Raw genomic sequence first — 24,943 nt, 5'->3', positions numbered from 1 at the left:
GAAGCCGCGTATCCAGAGGATACGCGGCGGGCGCGCGCGCGCGCGGAATCGGCGACCGGCGCGATGGTGGACGAGCGTGGTGACGCCGCATGGGATTCCGAGACCGATGCAGACCGGCTGCGCGCACCGCATGTACTGGTACTTGGCCTTGGCGAATCGGGTTTCGCGATGGCGCGCTGGTGCGCGACGCATGGCTGCACGTTGCGGCTGACGGACTCACGCACGTCGCCGCCGAATCGTGATGCCGCCTTGGCATTGCCGTCGGGAGTACAAGGGCCGCATACGTTCGCATCGGCACAGGCTGATGTCGTGGATAGCGCCGATACGAGCGCCGGGCAGGTCCATGCCTTTGCGCCGAGTCTCCTCGATGGCGGCATCGATCTGGTGGCCATCAGCCCAGGCCTTTCGCCGTTGGATCCGTCGGTGGCGATGTTGTTGGCGGCTGCGCACGAACGGGACATTCCGGTCTGGGGCGAATTGGAGTTCTTTGCTCGCGCGCTGCGTGCGTTGCGCGCCGCGGGACAGCCATCGCACGTGATCGCGATCACCGGCACGAACGGCAAGACCACCACCACGGCAATGACGGGTCAGTTGGTCGCGCGTACCGGTTGCACTGTTGCTGTCGCGGGCAATATCAGCCCGGCCATGTTGACGCGCTTGCTTGATGCCATCGAGCAGCAGTCATTGCCGCAGGTCTGGGTGCTCGAACTGTCCAGCTTCCAGTTGGAAACGGCCCGCACATTCGAAGCCGACGCTGCCGCGGTGCTGAACGTGACTCAGGATCATCTGGACTGGCACGGCGGCATGGATGCCTACGCCGCGGCGAAATTCCGTATTTTCGGTGCACACACGCGGCCGGTGATCAATCGCGACGATGCGCGTGGTGCGGCATGGCTCGCGCAATGGCGCGGGATGCAGGCCGAGGTGGCACGCGAAGCGGGCACCGCGCCGCGCCGCGCCGCGACCTTCGGCATGGGTGCACCAACGTTGGCGGGTGACTTCGGGCTTGTCGAAGAAGGCGGCTTGACGTGGCTTGCACATGTCGTGCGCGCGGATGGCGTGGACGACGTGCCGCCGATGGCGGGGCTTGATCCGGTGCGGGGCGTTGTTGTTGCGCCGATGCCGCCGGAAACGGAAGCCGATGCTGATGCGGTCGTGACGTCGGATGTCGCCGAGGATGGCGTAGCTGATGGCGACACAGCCGATGTCGACGGGCATGCCGACCTGACGGATGACGTGGCGCTGTCATCGACACCGACCGATCCGGAGGCCTCGATGGCCTTGGCCAACGAGACCGATGCTGCTGATGTGGCCGAGACGGTCTTGGCGGAGCCGGTCGATAGCGAGGATGGCAAGACGCCGCGTCGGCGGCGCCGTAAAGCGTTTGTCGAACCGGAAGGCATGACGAAATTGTTGATGCCGGTGGACGCGTTGCGCGTGCGCGGCCTGCATAACGCTTGTAACGCGTTGGCGGCGTTGGCGCTGTGCCGAGGCATTGGCTTGCCGCTGGCGCCGTTGCTGCATGGTTTGCGTGAATACCGTGGCGAGCCGCATCGGGTCGAGGTGATCGCGACGCTGGAGGGCGTGGATTACGTCGACGACAGCAAGGCAACCAACGTGGGTGCGACCGTGGCGGCCTTGGACGGCCTGGCCGCGCCGACGATTCTGATTGCCGGCGGCGATGGCAAGGGACAGGATTTCTCGCCATTGCTGCCCGCGGTGGCACGGTGGTGCAAGGCCGTGATGTTGATCGGCCGGGATGGTCCGCAGGTACGTGCGGCGATTGAAAGCGCTGGCGTCGTGCTGGAGGATCATTCCACGTTGCAAGCGGCGGTGGATGCCGCGGCGGCGTATGCCGCACCAGGCGACGTCGTTTTGTTGTCGCCGGCATGCGCGAGCTTCGATATGTTCCGTGGTTATGCGCATCGCGCAGCGGTGTTTCACGAATGCGTCGCGGAGCGCGCCGCCGCGCAGGGAGTGATGTTATGAGTTTTATCGCCAAGATCGTTTCGCTATTGCCGGGTCGCAAGAACGCGATGCCCAGTGGTCCCGGTTCGAGCGCCTCGACCATGGCACCAGGCGCGATGCCGGGTATGCCGGTGGGCGGCAGGGAATTAGCCGGTCTGTCGAACGCCGTGAACGGCGCGCGGCCGAAACGCTCGAAAATGCTCGAGTACGATCAGGTGCTGTTGTGGATCATCATCGCGCTGTTGTCGCTGGGGTTGATCATGGTGTATTCGGCGTCGATCGCAATGCCGGATTCGCCGCGCTATTCGCAATGGAGCCCCGCGCATTTTCTGATCCGTCATCTCTTCTCGTTAAGCGTTGCGGGCACGGCGGCGTTCATCGCGATCCGCATCCCGATGCAGACGTGGTATCGGATCGCACCGAAGATTTTCCTGTTTTCGCTGGTGCTGCTGATCATTGTGTTGGTACCGCATCTGGGCAAGGGGGTGAACGGGTCGCGTCGCTGGATTCCGCTCGGCATCTTGAACATGCAGCCTTCGGAGTTGATGAAGTTCGCCGTGACGATTTACGCGGCGAACTACGTGGTGCGCAAGCAGGAGTTCATGCAGAGCTTTGGCCGCGGCTTCCTGCCGATGGCGATGGCGGTGGGTTTCGTCGGCGCCCTGCTGCTGCTCGAACCGGACATGGGCGCCTTCCTCGTGATCGCGACGATTGCGATGGGCGCGCTGTTCCTCGGCGGCGTCAATGGACGACTGTTCGCCGGTCTTGTGTTGACGGCCGTGGGGACTTTCAGCGCCTTGATCTGGTTGTCGCCGTGGCGCCGTGCGCGGATCTTCGCGTATCTCGATCCATGGAATGTCGAATACGCGCAGGGCAAGGCGTACCAGTTGACGCACTCGTTGATCGCGTTCGGGCGCGGCGAGTGGTTCGGCGTGGGCCTGGGCAACAGCGTTGAAAAGCTGAACTACCTGCCCGAAGCGCATACGGACTTCATTCTCGCCGTGATTGGTGAGGAACTGGGCTTTGTCGGTGTGATGCTGGTGATCCTGCTGTTCTACGGTTTCGTGCGCCGGGCGTTCGATATCGGCCGCCAGGCGCTGGCGCTGGATCGCACGTTCTCGGGGCTGGTTGCCAAGGGCATCGGCATCTGGATGGGGGCGCAGGCGTTCATCAACATCGGCGTAAACCTCGGCCTGTTGCCGACGAAGGGATTGACCTTGCCACTTGTCAGCTATGGCGGCTCCGGCATCCTGATCAACTGCATCGCCTGCGCGGTGTTGTTGCGTGTGGATTATGAGAACCGGCTGTTGATGCGAGGAGGCAAGGCATGACGGCCTGGCCGGTCACTGCTGGCAGCCACGACGACGCGACATCGCCGCGTCGTGGCCTGGCGTCGCCTGCGCAGAGGCCGTGGGCATCTGCCGATGCATCGGTCGCGACAACGCCGCGACCGATGTCTTCGCAGCAGGTGGATCAGGCCTTGCAGCCGCCTGGTACGCTGCTGGTGATGGCCGGGGGCACCGGCGGGCATGTTTTCCCAGGATTGGCGGTCGCGCATCGGATGGCGCAGGCGGGCTGGAACGTCGTGTGGCTGGGTAGTCCGAACGGGATGGAGGCCACGCTGGTACCCAAGCATGGCGTGCCGATCGCGTTCGTGCGATTTGGCGGTGTGCGCGGCAAGGGGCTGGCAACGAAACTGGCCGCGCCGTTCAAGCTGGTGCGCGCATGCTTCGATGCGGCTGGTGTGCTGGGACGGGTGCAACCGGACGTGATCCTGGGGATGGGCGGCTACATCACGTTTCCAGCAGGATTGGTTGCGGCGATCAAGCGCGTGCCGCTGGTGCTGCACGAGCAGAATTCGATTGCAGGCATGGCGAATCGCCTGCTGGCAAAGCTCGCGCGCAGAACGCTGGTGGCGTTTCCCCATGCGCTGCCCGACGCCGAGTGGACCGGTAACCCGGTGCGCGCCGATGTGGTCGGCGTGCCGACGCCTGAAACGCGTTTCGAGGGCCGTGGCGGTGCGTTGCAGCTGCTGGTCGTTGGCGGGAGTCTGGGGGCGGCGGCATTGAATGAAACGGTACCTCGTGCGCTGGCGCGTCTGCCGGTGGCATCGCGGCCGCATGTCGTGCATCAAGCCGGCGCAAAGCATCTGGATGCGCTGCATAAGCACTATGCCGATGCGGGTCTGTCGGTTGAACCGGGCTCCGGCGTGGAACTGGTGCCCTTTATCGACGACATGGCGCAGGCGTATGCCCAGGCGGATGTGGTGATTTGCCGATCCGGTGCGATGACGGTATCGGAAATCGCGGCGATTGGCGTGGCGGCGCTGTTTGTGCCGTTCCCCTTCGCGGTGGATGACCACCAGACGACCAACGGGCAATTTCTGTCCGAGCGGGGCGCGGCGGTGTTGATCCAGCAACGTGATTTGCGGGTCGACACATTGGCCGACTGGCTCGCCGGCCTCACGCGCGCGACGTTGTTGGACATGGCGTGCAAGGCGCGTGCGCTGGCGCGGCCCGATGCCACCGCGCAGGTCGCGATAGCCTGCGCCGAGACGGCGCGGCCGCGACGTTCGGGCCAGGGTAGAAGTACCCTCCGGGGCGACGGTTCGGCCTCCAATCGGAGCGGGACGCGGGATAGTAAGCAAGAACACGGCGTCGACGTCCACCACGGCCCTTCCGGGGCGCGGGGCGGCGATGCAGGAAGCAGATCATGAAACACATCGTCAAACGCATTCATTTTGTCGGCATCGGCGGCTCAGGCATGAGTGGCATCGCCGAGGTGCTGTTGAACCAGGGATACCAGGTCAGCGGTTCGGACTTGCAACGCAGCGCGACGACGGAGCGGCTTGCCGCTCTCGGCGCGACGCTTGCCTATACGCACGAAGCAGCCAATATCGCGCAGGCGGATTGCGTGGTGACATCCACAGCGGTGCATTCCGGCAATCCGGAGGTGCTGGCCGCACGCGCGAAGCGCATCCCGATCGTGCCGCGCGCCAGCATGCTCGCGGAATTGATGCGGTTGAAGCAGGGCATCGCCATTGCCGGCACCCATGGCAAGACGACGACCACGAGCCTGGTTGCGAGCGTGCTCGGGGAGGGCGGTCTCGATCCGACGTTCGTCATCGGTGGTCGTTTGAACAGCGCGGGAGCGAGCGCGCGACTCGGTACCGGTGATTTCATCGTTGCCGAGGCGGACGAATCCGATGCGTCGTTCCTGAATCTGTTCCCGGTGATCGAGGTCATCACGAATATCGATCTGGATCACATGGACACGTACGGGCACGACGTGTCGCGCTTGAAGCAGGCGTTTGTCGATTTCACGAAGCGCTTGCCTTTCTACGGCATCGCGGTGCTTTGCGTCGATGATGCGAACGTGCGCGAGATCCTGCCGTTCGTATCCAAGCCTATTGTCCGTTACGGGATGAGTCCGGAGGCGCAGGTACGCGCGATCGACGTTCGTCCAGTGGGCCAGCAGATGCACTTTACGGTCGTGCGCGAAGAGATGGCGCCGCTGGATGTCGTACTGAATCTGCCCGGTGAGCATAACGTTCGCAATGCATTGGCGGCGATTGCCATTGCGACTGAACTCGAAGTGCCGGATTCCGCGATCTGCGCCGCGTTGGCAGGCTTTACCGGCGTGGGTCGGCGTTTCCAGCGTTACGGCGAAGTGCTCGTGCCGAAAGAGGCCGGCGCCGACACTGTCGACCAGACATATACGTTGATCGATGACTACGGTCATCACCCGGTCGAGATGGCGGCGACGATCGCCGCGGCACGCGGTGCGTTTCCGGGGCGTCGGCTCGTGCTGGCGTTCCAGCCGCATCGCTACACGCGCACGCGTGATTGTTTCGAGGATTTCGTCCAGGTGCTGTCGACGGTCGATGCCCTGGTCATGACGGAGGTGTATGCCGCCGGTGAAGCGCCAATCGTTGCCGCCGATGGACGGGCGCTGGTTCGCGCCGTTCGGGTGGCGGGCAAGATCGAGCCGGTGTTCGTTGACGATGTCGCGAAGTTGCCTGAGGGCATTCGTCATATCGTCAAGGCGGGCGACGTCGTGATCACGATGGGTGCGGGCACGATTGGCGGCGTACCCGGCATTCTGGCAAGGGAGGGCGCATGAACGCATCCTCGGAAAATCCGATCGTCGGCGCGATGAGCGATCCGGGCAGGCTGGCCAGTAATCCGTTGGCCAGCACGATGCAGACGTCGTGGAAAGCGCATGCCCAACGCGACCCGGCACGCTTTGGCAAGGTCGCTGTGCTGCTCGGTGGCGAAAGCGCGGAGCGCGAGGTGTCACTGAAATCCGGTGGGCTGGTGCTGGCGGCGCTGCGGCACCACGGCGTGGATGCGCACGCCTTCGATCCGTCGGAGCAGTCTCTGCTGACATTGAAGGACCAGGGCTTTACGCGCGTTTTCAACGCATTGCATGGCGGCTATGGCGAAGACGGCCGCCTGCAGGGGGCACTGGACTTCCTTGGCGTTCGGTACACAGGTCCGGGCGTATTGGGATCGGCGTTGGGAATGGACAAGTTCCGCAGCAAACTCGTGTGGCAGCAGGCGGGTATTCCCACGCCGCCGTTCGAGACGGTGTTCCGGTTGCTCGGCGCGTCCGGCGCGCCGGCTGACGCGCCAGCCTATCAGCCGCGTGCGACGGAGATCATCGCGAAGCTCGGCCTGCCGTTGTTCGTCAAGGCCGCTAGCGAAGGGTCTAGCGTGGCGGTGTACAAGGTCAAGACGGCCGATGCGCTGGCACCGGCGGTTGCGGCGGCCGCGCTCGCGGACAAGATCGTATTGGTGGAGCAGAGCATCGAGGCGGGCGGCGATCCACTGACCAGTATCGGAGGGGAATACACGATCGCGATCGCTGGGGACATACCGCTGCCGATTATCAAGATCGTGCCGCAAAACGAGTTCTACGATTACGACGCGAAGTACCTGTCGGATGCAACGCAGTACCTCATTCCGTCGGGTCTCGACGAGGCGCGCGAAGCAGCGTTTTCCGTGTTGGCGAAACAGGCGTTCGCGTTACTGGGTGGCAGCACCTGGGGCCGCGTCGATTTCATGGTGGATGCGAAGGGCGATCCGTATTTCCTCGAAGTCAATACCGCGCCAGGCATGACCGATCATTCGTTGCCACCCAAGGCGGCACGTGCGATTGGCGTGTCGTATGAGGATCTGGTCCTGCATGTGTTGTCGTTGACGTTGGATGCCTGACGGATGAGCGGCATGTGGCACAACGTGCGTCAGTTGAATGCGGCGGCAAGCCTGCTGACGGCACTGGCGCTGTTGGCATTATTGGGCGCGGCCGGTTATTGGTGCGCGCAGCGACCGATGTTCTCGCTGCGCACGATTGCGGTGGAGGGAGATGTCGCGCACGTGAACGCTCCGACCATCCGGGCGGACGTATTGAGCACGCTGCATGGCAACTTCTTTACGGTGGACCTGGAGCGTACGCAGGCTGCATTCGAGCAGATGCCGTGGGTGCATCACGCAAGTGTTCGACGCGTCTGGCCGAACGGGCTGGCGGTCTCGTTAGAGGAATACCGGCCGCTGGCGACATGGGGCGACGACCAGATGGTGAGTGTGGATGGGGATTTGTTTACGGTGAACCAGGACGAGGTGGATGGTGACTTGCCGGCGTTCAGTGGGCCGCCGGGTAGTGAAAAGATGGTCGTGCAGCGGTATCACGACTTCACGCAATGGTTTAAGCCACTGGGCGCGGTGCCGGAGTCGGTCACGCTGTCCGCCCGGTACGCCTGGACTGTGAAACTGAACAATGGGCTGGAGGTCGATCTGGGCCGCGAACGTAATCCGCAGACGCTCGATGAGCGCACAACGCGCCTGGTGAAGGCTTGGCCAGAGATAACCAAGCAGTGGGGGCCCGACATCGATCACGCCGACTTACGTTATCCAAATGGTTTTTCGATCCGGGCGGCCTCGATGCGGTTCGCGAAAGATCCGCGAGCGACCGGAGCGAACCGATGAAGGTTGCGGCAAGGGCGGCAAATGCAACAAAAAGTACTGCGGCGTTGGTAGAAGCCAGCGCACTGATGGCAGCAGTTTCAGCGACACACGATAACGCCAACGTTTTACACACACGCCATGAGTAAAGATTTCAAGGAACTGTTGGTCTCGCTCGACATCGGCACCTCGAAGGTGGTGGCGATCGTCGGTGAACTGCGTGGCGATGGGCGCTACGAGGTCATCGGCCTTGGCCAGAGCGAATCGCGCGGCCTGAAGAAAGGCGTCGTCGTCAATATCGAGGCCACTGTTCAGTCGATTCAGCGTGCGCTGGAAGAGGCCGAGTTGATGGCCGATTGCAAGATCACGAATGTGTTCACCGGTATTGCTGGCAGTCACATTCGCAGCTTCAATTCGAGCGGCATGGTGGCGATCAAGGACAAGGAAGTGACGCAGGCCGACGTGGCCCGGGTGATCGAGACCGCGAAAGCGATCAACATTCCCACGGATCAGCAGGTGCTGCACATCTTGACGCAGGAATTCATCATCGATGGGCAGGAGGACGTGCGCGAGCCCATCGGCATGAGCGGTATTCGCCTGGAAGTGAAGGTGCACATCGTGACTGGCCCGGTGTCCGCGGCGCAGAACATCGTCAAGTGCGTGCGTCGCTGCGGTCTCGAAGTCAACGATCTCGTGTTGCATCCCCTGGCGTCGAGTTTGTCTGTATTGACCGACGACGAGCGTGAACTGGGGGTCGTGCTGGTCGACATTGGTGGCGGCACGACCGATATCGCGATCTTCAGCGAAGGCGCGATCCGGCACACGGCAGTGATCCCAATTGCTGGTGACCAGATCACCAGCGACGTGGCGATGGCGCTGCGCACGCCAACGCCGGACGCGGAAGACATCAAGGTCGCGCACGGCATCGCGAAGCAGGCGCTGGCGGATCCGGACGAGATGATCGAAGTGCCCGGACTTGGCGAGCGCGGTCCGCGTACGTTGTCGCGCCAGGCTCTGGCGGCCGTGATCGAGCCGCGCGTCGAGGAATTGCTGTCGCTGGTCCAGCAGGTGGTCCGTGAGTCGGGATACGAGGAATTGTTATCGTCGGGTATCGTGCTGACCGGCGGTGCCGCAATGATGCCGGGCATGGTCGAGCTCGGCGAAGACATCTTCCTGAAGCCCGTGCGCGTAGGTGTGCCGGAGTATTCCGGAGGGCTGGCCGACGTGGTGCGTAATCCGCGCTACTCGACGGCGATGGGGTTGTTGCATGAAGCGCATGCGCAACGCGCGCGGGGACGCAAGGTGTCGCCGAAGACGGGATCGATGAACGGGTTCTTCTCGCGCATGAAAGAGTGGTTTGTCGGCAATTTCTAAACCGATGGTGTGGCGGTATCGAATCACAATTGCATTGGTGGTGTCATCGACAGGCAAGGGTCATGCGTTAGGTCATCGATATGCCAATGCGGGGCAGTTGCAAAAGGTTGCAGCAGTAGAGAGCAGGTTGCTGTAGAAGGGTAGTGAACAGTCATGATGGTTTTTGCGTCGCGCGGCGGCGGCGCACGTCGTGGTACTTGCCCGAGTACCACGACGCGATACAAAGCACGATTGCCGTGCTGCGTGAGCGCCGAGTCGAGGTAACGTTCTTAATTCAAGATGGAGGCAAACATGGAATTCGAAATGCTGGAAACCGAAACCAACGGCACCGTAATCAAGGTGGTGGGAGTAGGCGGCGCTGGCGGCAATGCTGTCGAGCATATGATCAATCGCGGCGTGCAAGGCGTGGAATTCGTCTGCATGAATACGGATGCCCAAGCGCTTGCACGCATGAAGGCAACCACGGTGATCCAGTTGGGCAAGACCGGCCTTGGTGCAGGCGCAAAGCCGGAAATGGGCAGCGCGGCGGCGGAAGAAGCGCGTGAGCGCATCTGCGACGCACTGCGTGGCGCGCATATGGTGTTCATCACTGCCGGCATGGGGGGTGGCACCGGTACTGGTGCGGCGCCGGTGGTTGCGCAATGCGCGAAGGAAATGGGGATTCTGACGGTAGGCGTGGTGTCCAAGCCGTTCGAGTTCGAAGGCGGCAAGCGCAAGCGCGTGGCGGAAGCCGGCGCGCAATCACTTGAAGAGAACGTTGACTCGCTGATCGTCGTGTTGAATGACAAGTTGTTCGAAGTCATGGGCGACGATGCCGAGATGGACAAGTGCTTCCAATGCGCCGACGATGTGCTGCATAACGCCGTGGCCGGTATCGCGGAAATCATCAATGTCGACGGTCTGGTGAACGTCGACTTCGAAGACGTGAAGACGGTCATGGGCGAGCAGGGCAAGGCGATGATGGGCACGGCGACGGTTGCCGGTGTCGATCGCGCACGCCTGGCCGCGGAGCAAGCCGTGGCAAGCCCGTTGCTGGAAGGTGTCGACTTGTCCGGGGCGCGTGGCGTGCTGGTCAACATCACGGCAAGCCGCTCGCTGCGCTTGTCGGAAACGCGTGAAGTGATGAACACGATCAAGGGCTACGCCGCGGAAGACGCGACGGTGATCTTTGGTACCGTGTACGACGATGCAATGGGTGATGCGCTGCGCGTGACGGTTGTGGCGACGGGCCTTGGTCGTGCCGGTAAAAAGGCACAGTCTGCACCGATGACGCTGTTGCGTACCGGTACCGACAACGCGATGATCCACATGCAACACGGTAATGCCACGCACCACGTCGGCAGTGGGGTTGCCGACTACGGTTCGTTGGATACACCGGCGGTGTGGCGCAACACACGTGAGACGGCGTCGGCGCACGTGGCGGCGTTGCGTGAAAAGGGCGTGGAAACACACGACATTCCGGCTTTCTTGCGCAAGCAGGCGGACTGACGTCGCGTGCCGGCCATGTCGTGACGGTGCGGTACGGGTTGATTTCGAGAGAGCAGGAGTGCGGATGCGCTAAAAGCGTGAGTCTTTTGACTCAAGATTGCGGAGTGATCGTCCGTTAGACAAGCTATGAGGACGGCGAGGCGTGCATCATTGTGGGTTCAGGACCCGCAGGGCACCGCGCCCCCCGGCGAAATGGACATCGGATGAAAGGAACCGACGAATGATCTGCATTCGGCGGCGCTGTCGGCACGGTTGCCGATGGACATCCGGCAAGATCGCCCGCTTTATCCGTAGTTGTCTCGAAAGTCGACCGTGATGCAGCGGCACGGCAGTATCCGGACGTGAGAGTGGATGTTCATTCAGACACCGATACCGCCGCCGATATGACGATTGGTGGCACGTTCCCAACCGATGAAGGGTGCGATTCAGGCCTGACATCGGGCTGTTTCAGGTTGGGGCGACACATCGTCATTACGCATCTCGGGCAGGATGCCGGCGGAATCGGAGCCTGAGCGTCGCTTAAACGCAACGTAAGTTGCACTTTCAGACAACGGCTCGACGGGATGGGGAATGCCTCCCCCCAACCTGTCGAGCCGTTGTGTCATTTGGCTGTCACGGTTTTTGCTATATCAAGCGAAAGGGCTTTGCGTAGCAAACGTTGTTGCAGGGATAACAAACCGAAACACAATGAAGCACGATGAAGCATCGTGCCTTAGCGTGCTTTGGTAGAATACGGACTATGGAATAAGAGCGTCCGATTAATCAAATCAATCGTTTGTGTGCTAAACGATGCGATTGATTGGACAGGCACCCCATCCAGGGGCACGCTCGACGTAATTTCCGTGGGTTGATTGCGCTGTGGCGCATCGGCAATCGCGGAAAACGCGCGCAGGACCACGAAGAGTGACGCTTATGTTGAAACAACGAACCATCAAGACGATCGTCAAGACCACCGGTATCGGCCTGCATTCGGGCCGCAAGGTGGAACTGACGTTGCGTCCGGCGCCCAAGGACACCGGCATCGTATATACGCGGGTCGACCTCGACCCGGTCGTCGAGATCCCGGCGCGGGCGCACGCGATCGGCGGCACGCGCATGGCCTCCGTGCTGGAGAAGGATGGTGCACGCGTGTCGACGATCGAGCACTTGATGTCTGCCTGCGCGGGCTTGGGAATCGACAATCTATATGTCGATATCACTGCCGAAGAAATCCCGATCATGGATGGCAGCGCCGCATCGTTTGTCTTCTTGCTGCAATCGGCGGGAATCGAGGAGCAGAATGCGCTGAAGCGCTTCATTCGCATCAAGAAGCCGGTGGAAGTGCGTGAGGGTGACAAATATGCCCGGCTCGATCCGTACTTCGGATTCAAGCTGAAGTTCACGATCGATTTCCAGCATCCGGCGGTGGATAAGACGGGGCAGGAGGTGGAAGTGGATTTCGCCGAGACGTCATATATCCGGGATATCGCGCGAGCGAGAACGTTTGGTTTCGCTTACGAGTTCGAGGCGATGCGCGAGATGGGCCTGGCGCGTGGCGGCAGCATGGAAAACGCGATCGTGCTCGATGAATACCGCATTTTGAACAATGACGGACTGCGCTACGACGATGAATTCGTCAAGCATAAGACCCTGGATGCGATTGGTGATCTGTACGTTGCCGGTCATCCGCTGCTGGGCGCCTATACTGCGTACAAGTCGGGGCATGGATTGAATAATTTGCTGCTGCGCGAAATGTTTGCGCATGAAGACGCTTATGAGATCGTTACGTTCGACGATATTCAAAAGGCACCCAAGGGTGTCGCGTTGGACCTGCAATCAGTCTATGCCTGAAAGCCGGCGCCTATTGACAACTGGCTGAGGCGCGTTGCTGGGCGTGTCGGCCGGAAGCAAAAACCTGCGTGCGTTCTAACGAACCACAGCAGGTTTTTTTTAGCGTGCCACTTTGTTTGCTCGCGGTTTTTGCTACACGCGCATATTGCTCAACGATGTCTGCCATGCCGCGACACCATCGTTTCGAGTGCATCCTTTAGCGGCGACGGTTCCAGTGATGCGCGGAGTGCATCGAGGCAGGCAAGCCCTACCGGACTGATCCGTGCGGTTTTCGGCTGGGGTGGAGGCGTTGCGGCAACCGGACGAATGCGTACCTTGATCGCCTCGATCTGCCAACCGCGCGCCTGCAGTGCCGATACCAACGTTGGTGCGAGGTGCCGCAGGCGCGCGGCCAAAGCGTTATGCGGCGTCAGCAGTGTCAACGTGCCATCTTGCGTGCCTGCTGGCGAGACGTTGCCACACAGGTAGGCGGGCAAGCAGGCGCCGATATCGGTCTCCAGCGCCTGAAGTCGCGCAACGCCCTCTCGGAGTGCCGCAAAGGCATCGTTCGATGCCAGTGCATCGCTGATCGCTACCGGACGCCTGGCGCGGTCGCCGCGATCCGGTCGACCGTTCGGCCGAATGGTTCGCCGATCGGCGCCACGCCCGCGTGCTGGCGCCTGGCCGGACGGCTTGTCGGTGACGCGCTCGGGCGCTTGAGCAGGAGAGTCGGACCAGGGGACGGACGAGAAAGGCGGCATAAGCAGCGAGGAACGGACAGATAACCTGAACGAGATTCGGGTGGATTCCGCCAGATGGTCTAAGATACCACCGTTGCACGCGGCTGCGGGGTGTCGCGTGATAAAATGCCCAATTCACTTTACAAGCAAACCGACGCTGCCCGCTGCCTTTATCGCCGCGCCGGCGTCGGGCCGTGGCCCGGCCAGGGCGATCCATGCGTCGATCCGTCTGGGATCCCCGCTGCCGATCAACCTGCCGTCATAGCGCGGCGCGACGCATAGAAACGACCTGATGATCTCCGGAATTCTCCAGAAGGTATTTGGCAGCCACAATCAACGGCTGATCAAGCAGTACCGTAAAACCGTCGCCGTGATCAATGCGCTAGAGCCGCAGATCGAAAAGCTCAGCGATGCCGAGCTGCAAGGCAAGACGGTCGAGTTCCGCCAACGGATCGCGCAAGGCGATACGCTGGACAAGTTGCTGCCGGAGGCGTTCGCGGTATGCCGTGAAGCCAGCCGGCGCGTGCTGGGCATGCGGCATTTCGACGTGCAGTTGATCGGCGGGATGGCCTTGCATGACGGTCGGATCAGCGAAATGCGCACCGGCGAGGGCAAGACGCTTTGCGCCACGCTTGCCGCCTACCTGAATGCATTGTCCGGTCATGGCGTGCATGTGATCACCGTCAACGACTACCTTGCGCAGCGTGACGCGGAGTCGATGGGACGCCTGTACAACTGGCTTGGGCTGAGCGTCGGCGTCAACCTGTCGCAGATGGATCACGCGTCGAAGCAGCAGGCGTATGCGTCGGATATCACGTACGGCACGAACAACGAATTCGGCTTCGACTATCTGCGCGACAACATGGTCTATGAGGTAGAAGGCCGCGTGCAACGCCAGTTGAACTTCGCGATCGTCGACGAAGTGGATTCGATCTTGATCGATGAAGCGCGTACGCCATTGATCATTTCCGGCCAGGCCGAGGATCATACCGACCTGTACGTGCGGATGAATGCACTGCCGGCAGAATTGACGCGTCAGATCGGGGAAGAAAAATCCGACGGTACCGGCGTGGAAGTGCCGGGTGACTATACCGTCGATGAAAAACAGCGCCAAGTGTTCCTGACCGAAAGTGGTCATGAGAAAGCCGAGAAGTTGTTGTCGGAATGGGGCTTGATCGGTGAGGGCGAGAGCCTGTACGCACCACAGAACATCACGTTGATGCACCACGTGTACGCCGCGCTACGCGCACACACGTTGTTCCTGATCGACCAGCACTACGTGGTCCAGAACGGCGAAGTGGTCATTGTCGATGAATTCACCGGACGTCTGATGTCCGGCCGACGTTGGTCCGAGGGCCTGCATCAGGCGGTGGAGGCGAAGGAAGGCGTCAAGATCCAGAACGAGAACCAGACGCTTGCGTCCATCACGTTCCAGAATTACTTCCGGATGTACGCGAAGCTGTCCGGCATGACCGGTACCGCGGAAACGGAGGCTTACGAATTCAAGGAAATCTACGGCCTGGAAACGGTCGTGATCCCGACCAATCGGCCGCCGAAGCGGACCGATCGCCAGGACCAGATATATAAGACCGCGAAGGAACGCTACGATGCGGTCATTCGCGAGATCAAGGAGTGCAATGAGCGCGGGCAGCCGGTGCTGGTGGGCACGACGTCGATCGAAAGCTCGGAGTTGCTGTCGCATCTGCTGAACCAGGTGAAGTTGCCGCATCAGGTGCTGAACGCGAAGCAGCACGAGCGCGAGGCGGAGATCATCGCGCAGGCGGGACGTCCGGGCGTCATCACCATCGCCACGAATATGGCCGGTCGCGGTACCGACATCGTGTTGGGCGGCAACGTCGAGAAGCAGGCCGGTTTCGTCGAGGCAGACGACAGCATTGCGGCCGATGCCAAACCGGCGATGATCAAGAAACTGCACGACGAGTGGCAGACGCTGCATGAGCAGGTGAAGAGTGCCGGTGGCCTGCATATCATCGGTACTGAACGGCATGAGTCGCGTCGCATCGACAACCAGTTGCGCGGTCGCGCGGGCCGTCAGGGTGATCCGGGTTCGTCGCGCTTCTTCCTGTCGCTGGAAGATCCGTTATTGCGTATTTTTGCCGGGGACCGCGTTCGCGCGATCATGGACCGCTTGAAGATGCCGGAAGGCGAAGCCATCGAGGCGGGCATCGTTTCGCGGTCGATCGAGTCCGCGCAGCGCAAGGTGGAAGCACGCAACTTCGATATCCGCAAGCAATTGCTCGAATACGACGATGTGTCGAACGATCAGCGCAAGGTCATTTATCAGCAGCGCAACGAGCTGCTGGAAGCCAGTGACATCTCGGAGACGATCGCGGCGATGCGTGCGTCGGTGTTCAACGATCTGGTCCGCACCTACGTGCCCGCCGGCAGTATCGAGGAACAGTGGCAGCTCGAGGGGCTGGAACAGGTACTACGCGACGACTGGCAGATGTTCGTGCCATTGACGGAACTGGTCAAGGCGGCGCAGAACGTGACCGATGAGGACGTTCTGGAGAAGGTGCTCGAGGATGCTGACGCCACCTACGAAATGAAGGTCGGCATGGTCAGCCGAGAGAGCTTCAATGGTTTCGAGCGCTCGGTGATGTTGCAGACACTGGACTCCCGCTGGCGCGAGCACCTCGCCGCGCTGGATCACTTGCGTCAGGGTATCCATCTGCGTGGGTATGCGCAGAAGAACCCGAAGCAGGAATACAAGCGCGAGGCGTTCGAGTTGTTCGCGCAGACGCTGGATGCGATCAAGTCCGAGGTGATCCGCTTCGTGATGACCGTACAGATCCAGTCACCAGAGCAGCTCGAAGACGCGACGGAACGCGTGGAGGAGCTGGCGGCGGAAGAGCTGGCCGGCGTCGCCTTCCATTCCAGCGACGAGACTGGCGCGGAGATCGTTCAGCATGGCGATGTAGCCGTATCCGGTGTAGGTGTGCCGGGCACGCGGGCACCGATTGCAGTGGCGGCGGGCGCCGTGTCCAGCGGTTCGGCCGCGATGCTGGCCGCCGGCGTGCATCCGGCCGCGGCGTCGGCCGGGCGCTACGGGCAGACCGATGAATCGCCGATTGCCGCGCCGCCGGCCCATACGCCTGTGGCGGAAGATGGTGCGGCGGTGCCGCGGGTGGGGCGCAACGACCCTTGTCCTTGCGGCAGCGGCAAGAAATACAAGCAATGTCACGGCAAGCTGAGCTGATGCTGGCGGTGTTTTTCTGAAGATCTTTTTCGAGAGGGCCGCGCGATGGCCGTTAATTTTCCTGACATTCGTGCCGAACAACTGCATCCCGTCGCCGGCGTGACACTGGGGTGGGCCGAGGCGCATATTCGCAAGCCGAACCGCAAGGATGTGCTGGTGATGCGGTTCGACGAGGGCACGAGCGTGTCTGGTGTCTTTACGTTGAACCGGTTTTGCGCCGCGCCAGTGACCGTGTGTCGTGAACACCTGTCGGCGCAGCGCGAGGCGGGCGCGCCGGGCATCCGGGCGCTGGTGGTCAATACAGGCAATGCGAACGCCGGGACCGGTGCGCCCGGCATGGCGCATGCGCGTCAGACTTGCGCCGAACTCGCGGCGTTACTGCGGTTGGATGCAAAGCAGATTCTGCCGTTTTCCACGGGCGTGATTCTCGAACCACTGCCGGTCGATCGTCTGGTCGCGGGTCTGCCGCAGGCGTTGGCGCAACAGTCGCCCGCGCATTGGCATGAGGCCGCTCAGGCGATCATGACGACGGACACGCTGCCGAAAGCGGCGTCGCGTGAAGTGACGATCGACGGGCATCGCGTGGCGATTACCGGCATCAGCAAGGGTGCCGGCATGATCAAGCCGAACATGGCGACGATGTTGGGCTTCATGGCGACCGATGCCGGCATCGCGCCCGCTTTGCTGGATGCATTGGTCAAGGACATCGCGGACCGCTCTTTCAACTGCGTGACGATCGATGGCGATACCTCGACGAACGACTCGTTCATCATTGCGGCTACTGGGCATTCGTCACTGCCGCCGATTATGTCAGCCGATGCGCCCGCCTATGCGGCATTGCGCGATGCCTTGCTCGCGGTGGCGCAGGAGATCTCGCAATTGATCGTGCGGGACGGCGAAGGCGCGACCAAGTTCATCACGATCCGCGTTGAAGGCGGCGCGAATCCGGCCGAGTGCCGAAAGATCGGTTATGCGATCGGCCATTCGCCGCTGGTGAAGACCGCGTTCTTCGCCTCGGACCCGAACCTCGGGCGTATCCTCGCCGCGATCGGTTACGCCGGTGTCGACGATCTGGATGTTGGTGGGATCGATTTGTATCTGGACGATGTCTGGGTGGCGAAGTCGGGTGGCCGCAATCCGGATTACCGTGAGGAAGACGGACAGCGGGTGATGAAGCAGAGCGAAATTACCGTACGTGTGGTCTTGGGGCGCGGCGACGCCAGTGCGACGATCTGGACGTGCGACTTGTCGCATGAATACGTCAGCATCAACGCCGACTATCGGTCCTGACCTGTCGACACGACGCTTTGCGGAGGAGGCCGCGCCCATGGAAAAGCTTGACCAATTTCTGACGCGGGCCGAGGCACTGCTCGGCCGGCTGGAGGCGCTGCTGCCGCCGACGATGCCCGAGGTGGCCTGGGAGCAGGCCATTGCTTTCCGTTGGCGCACGCGTCAGGGACGCGGCTATCTTCAGGCGGTACCGTCTGTTTCCTCGATCACGTTAGCGGACTTGCAGAACATCGACCGCCAGAAAGCGTCGATCGACGGCAATACCCGGCAGTTTGTCGAAGGCCGTCCGGCCAATAACGTGTTGCTGACCGGGGCGCGCGGCACAGGCAAATCATCGTTGATCAAGGCCTGCCTGAACGCATATGCCGCCCGCGGCCTGCGCCTGATCGAGGTGGACAAGGACGATTTGCACGACCTTGGCGATATCGTCGACCTCGTGTCGGCGCGACCGGAGCGCTTTGTGATCTTCTGTGACGACTTGTCGTTCGAGGACGGCGAGTCGGGCTACAAGGCGCTGAAGGTGGCGCTGGATGGATCGATCGCGGCGCAGTCGGACAATGTGCTTATCTACGCGACGTCGAATCGTCGTCACCTGCTGCCCGAATATCAACGGGACAATGAGACCTACAAGCACACCAGCGATGGCGAGATTCATCCGGGCGAGGTCATCGAGGAAAAGATCTCGTTGTCAGAGCGCTTCGGCTTGTGGGTCAGTTTTTATCCATTCAAGCAGGACGACTACCTATCGATCGTTTCGCACTGGCTGCGTCACTTCGGGTGCGACAACGCCACCGTGGAAACGGCGCGTGGCGATGCGTTGGTCTGGGCGCTCGAGCGGGGCTCGCGTTCCGGCCGGGTGGCGTTCCAGTTCGCACGGGATTGGTGCGGCAAGCGTATGGCGTCGGCACCATGAGTGACATCCCGCAATCCCAGGTCAGTCGTGACGTTACCGAAGCGGTGGGCGCGTCGAATGACCGCGACGCGCCCACCCGCACGCTCGACGGGAGACCTGTTACGCGGGTTGCGGTGGGAGTGATGCTCGATGCGCAAGGACGCTTTCTGCTGGCGCAACGCCCCGACGGCAAGCCGTATGCCGGATATTGGGAATTTCCTGGTGGCAAGCTGGAAGAGGACGAGACAGTCGAGACCGCGCTCGCGCGGGAGCTTGAAGAGGAACTGGGCGTGCGCATTCACGGCAGCGTGCCTTGGCGCGTGCTGGAACATGATTATCCGCATGCCTATGTGCGGCTTTTTTTTCACAAGATCACCCGGTGGGACGGCGTACCGACCGGACGTGAAGGGCAAGCTTTTTTCTGGGCAGAAACGCCCGTGACGATCACGCCGCTGCTCCCGGCCGCCGAACCGATCATTGCCTGGCTGGCATCGGAGCGGGGCGGGGCCTGATGTACCTCCGCGGCATTCGCATGTGACACGGTGCGGTGCACGCCGCGCGGCTGTATGTGGGCCGCTCAGTCGCGTCAGTTGATACGTCGACGGTCGCTGCCTTCCAACGGCGGTCCTTGATCGATGCCGCTCTCGCCGTCCTGTGTCGGGTCCTGCGCATCGCTGCTGATGGTGTATTTCTCGGCTGCCCAGGCGCCAAGGTCGATTTGCTTGCAACGCTCGGAGCAAAACGGGCGGAATCGATTTTCCGGCTTCCATTCGACCGAAGCGCCGCATGTCGGGCATTTGACGGTAGTCATCGTAACGACGGTATTACAAACTGCAGAGACGTAGCTCGAACGGGACGTCATGATCGAGCGCGCGGGGTTTCATATCACCATCCTGGACGGTGAAGCGTACCCACAACATGTACTTATTGGCGCTGGCTTCCGGGATCGCTCCCATGTCGGGTTCCACCCATATCTGCATCAACTGATAGCTGCGGCCAGACAGCATTTCCTGATAGCTGCCTTGCGCGGCCATGACCTTTTTGCCATGACCTGATTCGCGTGCCAGGCGCAGCACCAGTTTGGCGGCTTCGTAAAGCGGCAGCACCGGACGAATCCAGTTGGTGATGTCCCTGCGACGTACGTCCGCCGGATGTTGCTGCCATGCGTAGAACGACGGCAGGTCAAACTTGCAGGTCCCTCCGGGCACAACCATGCGGCTGCGGATGCCGCTCAGCCATTCGTTTTCGATCAGATGCTGCCCTGGCTTGCCATGCAACTGGGTCAGACCGTTCAGAGCATCATCAAATCCGCTCAACAGGGACTCCAGACGGTTTTGCTCGATATCCGGGTTGTCGCGCAAAGGTGTCAACGCTTGCTTCTTGCGTTCGAGTTCCTTGAACAGGTCGGACTTCAGGTCGGTGCGTCCGGTGACATCGGCGATTTCAAACAGCGTCGTCAACGCGGCATGATGCATGCGTGGATCTTCCTGTTCGAGGAAGAACACAAATCGCTCGAACAGATCTTCCAGCCGCAGCAAGGTCCGGATGCGTTCGTTGAACGGATATTCGTAAAGAATATTCAAGCGGAATCGCCTTTAGGACAGGGTGGCGCAGCGGGTGCGAGGTTCGCCCGCCGCTCGCATGAAATTCGTCATTCTTGCCGCGTCGCGTTACGCGCCACGGCAAGTGAGGTCGGTAACGCGCATGTCGCGGCGTCAAGTGAAAACGGCGCAACGCGGCGCGCGGGCCGTGCCAACGTGTCATTCTAATGCGGGGTCATCCGTACCGCAACGCGCGATCTCCACGTAACGGCGATGGAGTGACGCAATTTCGGTGTGCAATGCATCCAAAGCGACATCCTGATTCAACAGCACATCGTCGGCAACGGCCAGCCGTGCTTCCCGGCTGGCCTGCGAGGCGATGATCGCACGCACTTGCACCTCCGGCAGTCCCCGCCGCGTAACGACCCGCGTCACTTGCGTCTCGACGTCGCAATCCACCACCAGAATACGGTCGTAGCGCTCGGTTTGTCCCGACTCCACCAGCAATGGCACGGCAAAAACCAGATAGGCAGGCGCCGGCGTGCGCCGCGCGGCGCTGGCGCTCTCAGCGTCGATGGCGGCGCGGATCAAAGGATGCGTGATCGCTTCCAGTTGTCGCCGGGCGTGCGGGTCCGTGAAGATCTTGTCACGCATCCGTGGCCGGTCCAGTGCGCCGTCCCCGTTGATGAAAATGGGCCCGAACGCATCCCTGATCGGCGCGATGGCGCTACCACCGGGCGCCGTAACCGCGTGTGCCACCAGGTCGCTGTCGATCACGTAGGCGCCAAGAGTGGCCAGTGCGTCGCTGACAAGCGTCTTGCCGCTGCCGATGCCGCCGGTCAAGCCAATTCGCAACAGGCGTGCCGGCGCGGCGGCGATGGTCTCGGGAGACAAAGGCATGAGGTTCCTTATGTTCGTGGCTCGCGGGTACGCATTGCACGGGTCGTCAGAGACCGATCGCCCAGGGCGTGACCAGTGACGTCATCAGATCGCCAAACAGCAAGGTGATGGCACCGGCGATGGCCAGATACGGTCCGAACGGTAACGGCTCGTCGCGGGCAACACGGCCCCGCGCCAGTGCGGCCATCCCGATGACGCTGCCACTCAACGCCGCCACCAGAATGATTTGCGGCAATGCCGTCCAGCCAAACCAGGCGCCCAGCGCGGCCAGCAGCTTGAAGTCGCCATATCCGATGCCTTCCTTGCCGCGTACCAGGCGAAAGACCCAGTACACGGCCCAAAGGAACAGATAGCCGACCGCGGCACCGATCACCGCTTCGGACAGGGGACAGAATAACCCTTCATGCATGCGTGGGGGAAAAGCGGCATCGGCGAGCAGGGACCCGATCCCTGAATCGGCTCCACCGCTCGCGCCCGCCGCGCCATTCGCATCGATCGCATCGGGCAGCAGAAATCCGGATCCGTTATCGGAGGCGCCCGGTCCGGTTGCTGGTCCATGCGCCGCCATCGCATGCCAGCCATGCGACCATATCGGCAGGTTCAGCAACAGGCCCACCCAGAGCAACGGCAGGGTGATCACATCGGGCAGGAACTGCGTGCGCGCGTCGATGCACGCCAGGACGAGCAACGTACTGAGCAGTCCAAAGCCCGCCAGTGCCTGCCACTCCGCGCCGAAACGCCAGAACGCCGCCAGTGCCAGGAGCAATGTCGCGGCTTCGATGGTTGGATAGAAGAGACCGATACCGGTGCCGCACGCCCGGCATCGGCCGCGCGCAAGCAGATAGCCCAGCAGCGGCAGGTTTTCATACCAGGTCAGCGTGTGGCCGCAATGCGGGCAATGCGAACGCGGCTGTATCAGATCGAAGCGTTGATCCGTTGTCACGCTCCGGCGTCCGGCCTGGTCGTCGTTCACGTCCGAAGCCCCCTGTGCACTGACGGCTTGGCCCGCGAGGGCGCGCCCGCGCACGAGGTCATCGTCGACTCTAGCGGCGGGGCCGACCAGATCGAATGCGCGCTCTGCTTCCCACGCGCGCGCCATCATGATCGGAACGCGATGGATGACGACGGTCAGAAAACTGCCGATCACCACGCCGAACAGCCCGACGAACAACCATTGCAGCGGCAACGGCCAGGAGGCAAACGTTTGCCACGCCTCGACGGCTGCCATCGCGTTCCAGGTCTTGCCATCCATGCCTATATCCTCGATCCGAACGGGCCCCATCCTATATCACCTCGCCGAGTTTGATAATCGGCAGGTACAAGGCGAGAATAACAACGCCGACCACCGCGCCACACACCAGCAGCGCTGCCGGCTCGATCCAGCGGATACATTGCTCGATGCGGTCATGCACGGCGGCACGTTGCCGTCGCGCGAGGGCACCTAGCATCGACGCCAGCGCGCCGGTGCGTTCGGCGACCGCGGTCAAGCGTAGCGCGTCTTCGTTAAATGCATGGCTCGCTCGCATCGCTTGCGCGAGCGTCGCGCCGTGTGCGATCTTGCCGGCCAGGAACCGTTGCAGCATCGCCTGCGTGCCCTGTGCGCCACCTGGATCGCCGTCCGCCATCGCCCGCAATGCGTCGTGCAATGGGATACCCGCGTCGAGCAACGTGGCGAGCGCCATGCCCCACCCGGCAAAACGCGCGTTGCGGCGCCAGGAGGCCACGCCCGGCACGGCATCCGCGCAAGTCGAGAGGACCCGGCGCCCCCTGCCGCGCCACCGTGCGCAGGTGGCATCTATCGGCGTCCGCAGTGCCGGCGTTGCGCGCAACAACGCCAGCGTCACGCCGATCGCCGCGCCAAGGCCCACGCCGCGCAGTAGTGATGCGAGCCCGTCACGCAGGCCCGCGGACAGTGCGATGATCCATTGTGTCAGCACCGGTAGCGGTGCATCGAAGCTGGCAAACAATTGTGCGAAAGCGGGCACGCTCCAGATCATCAGGCCCGTCATCAAGCCGATGGACACGCAGCAAACGAAGATCGGGTAGGCTAGGGCGCGGCGGATCGCGATACGGTATGCAGCCTGGCGCTCGCACAGATTCGCGGCGTCGCATAGCGCCTCACCCAGCGTGCCGGCGCGTTCGCTTTGGCGGACCAACATTACGCTCGTGCGATCGAACAGCCGGGGATGGTCCCCCAGCGCATCGGACAACGATTTGCCATGTAGCAACTGCCGCTTCAGACGGAGTGCCAATGCTGCAACGCCAACGTTCGCAGTACTCGCGGATAGGACATCCAGCGCTTCGACAATGTCGATGCCTGCCGTCAACAGCTCGCCGAGCTGCCGCATCAGCGTGTGTGCTTGCGTCACGCGGACGGCCTTGACGCCCGTCATGCGCCGGAGGATGCCTGCATCGCCCAGGGTCTGCGGCCCCGCGCGTCGCGTGGAAGCACGTCTGCCCCGGTGCATCAGCCGATCTCCGGGATGGGCACGACCCGGGAGGGCGGGAGGTGGGCCGCACAGGGGCCAAGCACACGACGCATCTCATCGCGAGTCGTATGTCCCGCGGCCACGTGCGCGAGCGCGGCATCGTGCAGCGTTGGAAGCGCATGGAGCACGTCGCGAATATCCTGTCCGCCGTGGCCGGCGTGCGGCGCGGGGACGTCGACATATCGATGCGGATGCCGATGCGCCGCTGCGATATGGGCGCGCAGGCTGTCACTCAGCGGCATCAACTGGAATGCCCCGATGCGGCCGCGATAGCCAATGCCGTTGCAGTCCTTGCACTCCCGATTGTTGCCGGCGACCCATTCCTGCTCATGCCGTGGGTCGGGGCGCCGGCATATGCCGCACAGGCGTCTCAGCAACCGTTGCGCGGCGACGAGTCGTACGGTGTCGACGATCCGGTAAGGGGCCACGCCGAGGTCTTCCAACCGCGCAATGGTCGAGGGCGCGTCATTGGTGTGAAGGGTCGACAGGACAAGGTGACCGGTTTGCGCTGCCTGGACCGCGATATCCGCGGTCCGTGTATCGCGGATCTCGCCGATCATGATGACGTCCGGGTCCTGACGCAGCAAGGCGCGCAGCACCGTCGGAAAATCGAGACCGGCTTTGTCCCGGATCGACACCTGATTTGCGCCAGGCAGGCGAATCTCCACCGGGTCTTCCACCGTGCAGATATTGATGCCGTCGTGCAGCAGGGTCTGCAGCATCGAGAACAGCGTCAGGCTCTTGCCGCTTCCGGTGGGTCCGGTCAGGACGATCATGCCGTGCGATGCGGACAACGCGGCGGTGACCGTCGCTACTTGATCGGCGGTGAGGCCCAGCAGTCCGATGTCGGAGGTGGGTGGCAACACATCGAGCCTGCGTAACACCAGCTTTTCACCGTGTATTGTCGGCAGCGTACTGACGCGAAACGCCTCCTCGCGCGCAGGGCCGAGCGGGAGGACGAGGCGACCGTCCTGGGGCCGGCGATGTTCAGCGATATCGAGGCCAGCCAATGTCTTCACGCGGGCAAGCAGGGCGTCGCGCAAGTGCAGCGGCGGGCTGGGGACGTCGTGTAAAACGCCGTCTATCCGCAGCCTCAGTCGCCACCCACGGGCGCTACGTTCGAAGTGCAGGTCCGACGCACGGCGCAGTCTGGCATCCGCCAATATTCGGTCGAGCCACTGCACGACGGGCGCATCGCTGGCCGCGGTACGGTCGTCTGGGTGAGTTGGTACGTAGAGCATCGCGGCATCGCATTCCGGCTTGGGAGCA

General features: G+C 62.3%; 20 protein-coding genes and 1 pseudogene. 14 read left to right on the top strand and 7 right to left on the bottom strand.

Annotated elements, in window-relative coordinates:
* Window positions 1-63: 63 nt before the first annotated feature.
* The 10 genes and pseudogenes from WM40_RS31680 (at window position 64) to lpxC (ending at window position 12,623) form a co-directional block, all read left to right on the top strand.
* Window positions 64-1,989, top strand: coding sequence for a Mur ligase family protein (locus tag WM40_RS31680; RefSeq protein ID WP_046153838.1), 1,926 nt, complete (start codon window positions 64-66; stop codon window positions 1,987-1,989).
* Window positions 1,986-3,299, top strand: coding sequence for a putative lipid II flippase FtsW (ftsW, locus tag WM40_RS20625; protein WP_024901881.1), 1,314 nt, complete (start codon window positions 1,986-1,988; stop codon window positions 3,297-3,299). The genes WM40_RS31680 and ftsW overlap by 4 nt, the downstream gene beginning before the upstream one ends.
* Before the next feature lie 122 nt (window positions 3,300-3,421).
* A pseudogene (murG, locus tag WM40_RS20620) lies at window positions 3,422-4,528 on the top strand (undecaprenyldiphospho-muramoylpentapeptide beta-N-acetylglucosaminyltransferase); the annotation flags it as partial.
* A gap of 152 nt (window positions 4,529-4,680) precedes the next feature.
* Window positions 4,681-6,090 carry a UDP-N-acetylmuramate--L-alanine ligase gene (gene murC, locus WM40_RS20615; protein ID WP_024901879.1) on the top strand — a complete coding sequence of 470 codons (1,410 nt, stop codon included), beginning with the start codon at window positions 4,681-4,683 and terminating at the stop codon, window positions 6,088-6,090.
* 77 nt (window positions 6,091-6,167) lie between these two features.
* A complete protein-coding gene (locus WM40_RS20610; RefSeq protein ID WP_046153836.1) occupies window positions 6,168-7,184 on the top strand; it encodes a D-alanine--D-alanine ligase in 1,017 nt (338 codons plus the stop codon).
* A gap of 12 nt (window positions 7,185-7,196) precedes the next feature.
* Window positions 7,197-7,955 carry a cell division protein FtsQ/DivIB gene (locus WM40_RS20605; RefSeq protein ID WP_024901877.1) on the top strand — a complete coding sequence of 253 codons (759 nt, stop codon included), beginning with the start codon at window positions 7,197-7,199 and terminating at the stop codon, window positions 7,953-7,955.
* 117 nt (window positions 7,956-8,072) lie between these two features.
* A complete protein-coding gene (gene ftsA, locus WM40_RS20600) occupies window positions 8,073-9,305 on the top strand; it encodes a cell division protein FtsA (protein ID WP_024901876.1) in 1,233 nt (410 codons plus the stop codon).
* A 291-nt stretch (window positions 9,306-9,596) separates the two neighbouring features.
* Entirely contained in the window at window positions 9,597-10,793 is a 1,197-nt protein-coding gene (gene ftsZ, locus WM40_RS20595) for a cell division protein FtsZ (protein WP_024901875.1), read from the top strand.
* A gap of 347 nt (window positions 10,794-11,140) precedes the next feature.
* Window positions 11,141-11,305: a hypothetical protein gene (locus WM40_RS30290; protein ID WP_157685876.1), complete on the top strand. Its 165-nt coding sequence runs from the start codon at window positions 11,141-11,143 to the stop codon at window positions 11,303-11,305.
* Between the two features lie 400 nt (window positions 11,306-11,705).
* Window positions 11,706-12,623, top strand: a complete 918-nt coding sequence (gene lpxC, locus WM40_RS20585) for a UDP-3-O-acyl-N-acetylglucosamine deacetylase (protein ID WP_024901873.1) — start codon at window positions 11,706-11,708, stop codon at window positions 12,621-12,623.
* Between the two features lie 149 nt (window positions 12,624-12,772).
* Here the strand turns inward: lpxC and WM40_RS20580 are convergent, their stop codons facing one another.
* Window positions 12,773-13,363, bottom strand: coding sequence for a DciA family protein (locus tag WM40_RS20580; protein ID WP_081764755.1), 591 nt, complete (start codon window positions 13,361-13,363; stop codon window positions 12,773-12,775).
* Between the two features lie 271 nt (window positions 13,364-13,634).
* Between WM40_RS20580 and secA the strand changes: the two genes are divergently transcribed.
* From secA to WM40_RS20560, 4 genes are read left to right on the top strand one after another with little or no spacing between them, the layout of a single operon-like run.
* A complete protein-coding gene (gene secA / locus WM40_RS20575) occupies window positions 13,635-16,562 on the top strand; it encodes a preprotein translocase subunit SecA (protein WP_024901871.1) in 2,928 nt (975 codons plus the stop codon).
* A gap of 45 nt (window positions 16,563-16,607) precedes the next feature.
* Window positions 16,608-17,852: a bifunctional glutamate N-acetyltransferase/amino-acid acetyltransferase ArgJ gene (gene argJ / locus WM40_RS20570; RefSeq protein ID WP_046153829.1), complete on the top strand. Its 1,245-nt coding sequence runs from the start codon at window positions 16,608-16,610 to the stop codon at window positions 17,850-17,852.
* Between the two features lie 37 nt (window positions 17,853-17,889).
* On the top strand, window positions 17,890-18,765 hold the full coding sequence (locus WM40_RS20565) for an ATP-binding protein (RefSeq protein WP_024901869.1): 876 nt from the start codon (window positions 17,890-17,892) through the stop codon (window positions 18,763-18,765).
* Entirely contained in the window at window positions 18,762-19,256 is a 495-nt protein-coding gene (locus tag WM40_RS20560) for an NUDIX domain-containing protein (RefSeq protein ID WP_081764754.1), read from the top strand. The genes WM40_RS20565 and WM40_RS20560 overlap by 4 nt, the downstream gene beginning before the upstream one ends.
* 74 nt (window positions 19,257-19,330) lie before the next feature.
* Here the strand turns inward: WM40_RS20560 and yacG are convergent, their stop codons facing one another.
* The 6 genes from yacG to WM40_RS20530 all read right to left on the bottom strand — a co-directional run bounded on the left by yacG (window position 19,331) and on the right by WM40_RS20530 (window position 24,915).
* Window positions 19,331-19,555 (bottom strand): DNA gyrase inhibitor YacG, encoded by a 225-nt coding sequence (yacG, locus tag WM40_RS20555; RefSeq protein WP_024901867.1) that lies wholly within the window; start codon window positions 19,553-19,555, stop codon window positions 19,331-19,333.
* Window positions 19,556-19,568: 13 nt separating this feature from the next.
* On the bottom strand, window positions 19,569-20,321 hold the full coding sequence (gene zapD / locus WM40_RS20550; protein WP_024901866.1) for a cell division protein ZapD: 753 nt from the start codon (window positions 20,319-20,321) through the stop codon (window positions 19,569-19,571).
* A 183-nt stretch (window positions 20,322-20,504) separates the two neighbouring features.
* Window positions 20,505-21,143, bottom strand: a complete 639-nt coding sequence (gene coaE, locus WM40_RS20545) for a dephospho-CoA kinase (RefSeq protein ID WP_024901865.1) — start codon at window positions 21,141-21,143, stop codon at window positions 20,505-20,507.
* Window positions 21,144-21,231: 88 nt separating this feature from the next.
* Window positions 21,232-22,437, bottom strand: a complete 1,206-nt coding sequence (locus WM40_RS31675; RefSeq protein WP_162199104.1) for a prepilin peptidase — start codon at window positions 22,435-22,437, stop codon at window positions 21,232-21,234.
* Between the two features lie 31 nt (window positions 22,438-22,468).
* The gene (locus tag WM40_RS20535; protein WP_046153827.1) at window positions 22,469-23,653 is read right to left on the bottom strand and encodes a type II secretion system F family protein; all 1,185 of its coding nucleotides are present in this window, start codon (window positions 23,651-23,653) and stop codon (window positions 22,469-22,471) included.
* Window positions 23,653-24,915, bottom strand: a complete 1,263-nt coding sequence (locus WM40_RS20530) for a GspE/PulE family protein (protein WP_082103043.1) — start codon at window positions 24,913-24,915, stop codon at window positions 23,653-23,655. Before WM40_RS20530 ends, WM40_RS20535 begins: the two co-directional genes overlap by 1 nt.
* Window positions 24,916-24,943: the final 28 nt, after the last annotated feature.

It is taken from the genome of Robbsia andropogonis (assembly GCF_000970345.1).
In the GTDB taxonomy this organism is placed as follows: Bacteria; Pseudomonadota; Gammaproteobacteria; order Burkholderiales; family Burkholderiaceae; genus Robbsia; species Robbsia andropogonis.
The sequence above is the reverse complement of the archived record's forward strand: the minus strand, read 5'-3'. Positions and strand labels throughout refer to the sequence as shown.

What these genes read in the sequence shown, in the direction of transcription:
- WM40_RS31680 (WP_046153838.1), top strand. Translation starts at nt 64, where the DNA reads ATGGTGGACGAGCGTGGTGACGCCGCATGGGATTCCGAGACCGATGCA.
- ftsW (WP_024901881.1), top strand. Translation starts at nt 1,986, where the DNA reads ATGAGTTTTATCGCCAAGATCGTTTCGCTATTGCCGGGTCGCAAGAAC.
- murC (WP_024901879.1), top strand. Translation starts at nt 4,681, where the DNA reads ATGAAACACATCGTCAAACGCATTCATTTTGTCGGCATCGGCGGCTCA.
- WM40_RS20610 (WP_046153836.1), top strand. Translation starts at nt 6,168, where the DNA reads ATGCAGACGTCGTGGAAAGCGCATGCCCAACGCGACCCGGCACGCTTT.
- WM40_RS20605 (WP_024901877.1), top strand. Translation starts at nt 7,197, where the DNA reads ATGTGGCACAACGTGCGTCAGTTGAATGCGGCGGCAAGCCTGCTGACG.
- ftsA (WP_024901876.1), top strand. Translation starts at nt 8,073, where the DNA reads ATGAGTAAAGATTTCAAGGAACTGTTGGTCTCGCTCGACATCGGCACC.
- ftsZ (WP_024901875.1), top strand. Translation starts at nt 9,597, where the DNA reads ATGGAATTCGAAATGCTGGAAACCGAAACCAACGGCACCGTAATCAAG.
- lpxC (WP_024901873.1), top strand. Translation starts at nt 11,706, where the DNA reads ATGTTGAAACAACGAACCATCAAGACGATCGTCAAGACCACCGGTATC.
- WM40_RS20580 (WP_081764755.1), bottom strand. Translation starts at nt 13,363, where the DNA reads ATGCCGCCTTTCTCGTCCGTCCCCTGGTCCGACTCTCCTGCTCAAGCG.
- secA (WP_024901871.1), top strand. Translation starts at nt 13,635, where the DNA reads ATGATCTCCGGAATTCTCCAGAAGGTATTTGGCAGCCACAATCAACGG.
- argJ (WP_046153829.1), top strand. Translation starts at nt 16,608, where the DNA reads ATGGCCGTTAATTTTCCTGACATTCGTGCCGAACAACTGCATCCCGTC.
- WM40_RS20565 (WP_024901869.1), top strand. Translation starts at nt 17,890, where the DNA reads ATGGAAAAGCTTGACCAATTTCTGACGCGGGCCGAGGCACTGCTCGGC.
- WM40_RS20560 (WP_081764754.1), top strand. Translation starts at nt 18,762, where the DNA reads ATGAGTGACATCCCGCAATCCCAGGTCAGTCGTGACGTTACCGAAGCG.
- yacG (WP_024901867.1), bottom strand. Translation starts at nt 19,555, where the DNA reads ATGACTACCGTCAAATGCCCGACATGCGGCGCTTCGGTCGAATGGAAG.
- WM40_RS31675 (WP_162199104.1), bottom strand. Translation starts at nt 22,437, where the DNA reads ATGGATGGCAAGACCTGGAACGCGATGGCAGCCGTCGAGGCGTGGCAA.
- WM40_RS20535 (WP_046153827.1), bottom strand. Translation starts at nt 23,653, where the DNA reads ATGCACCGGGGCAGACGTGCTTCCACGCGACGCGCGGGGCCGCAGACC.
- WM40_RS20530 (WP_082103043.1), bottom strand. Translation starts at nt 24,915, where the DNA reads ATGCTCTACGTACCAACTCACCCAGACGACCGTACCGCGGCCAGCGAT.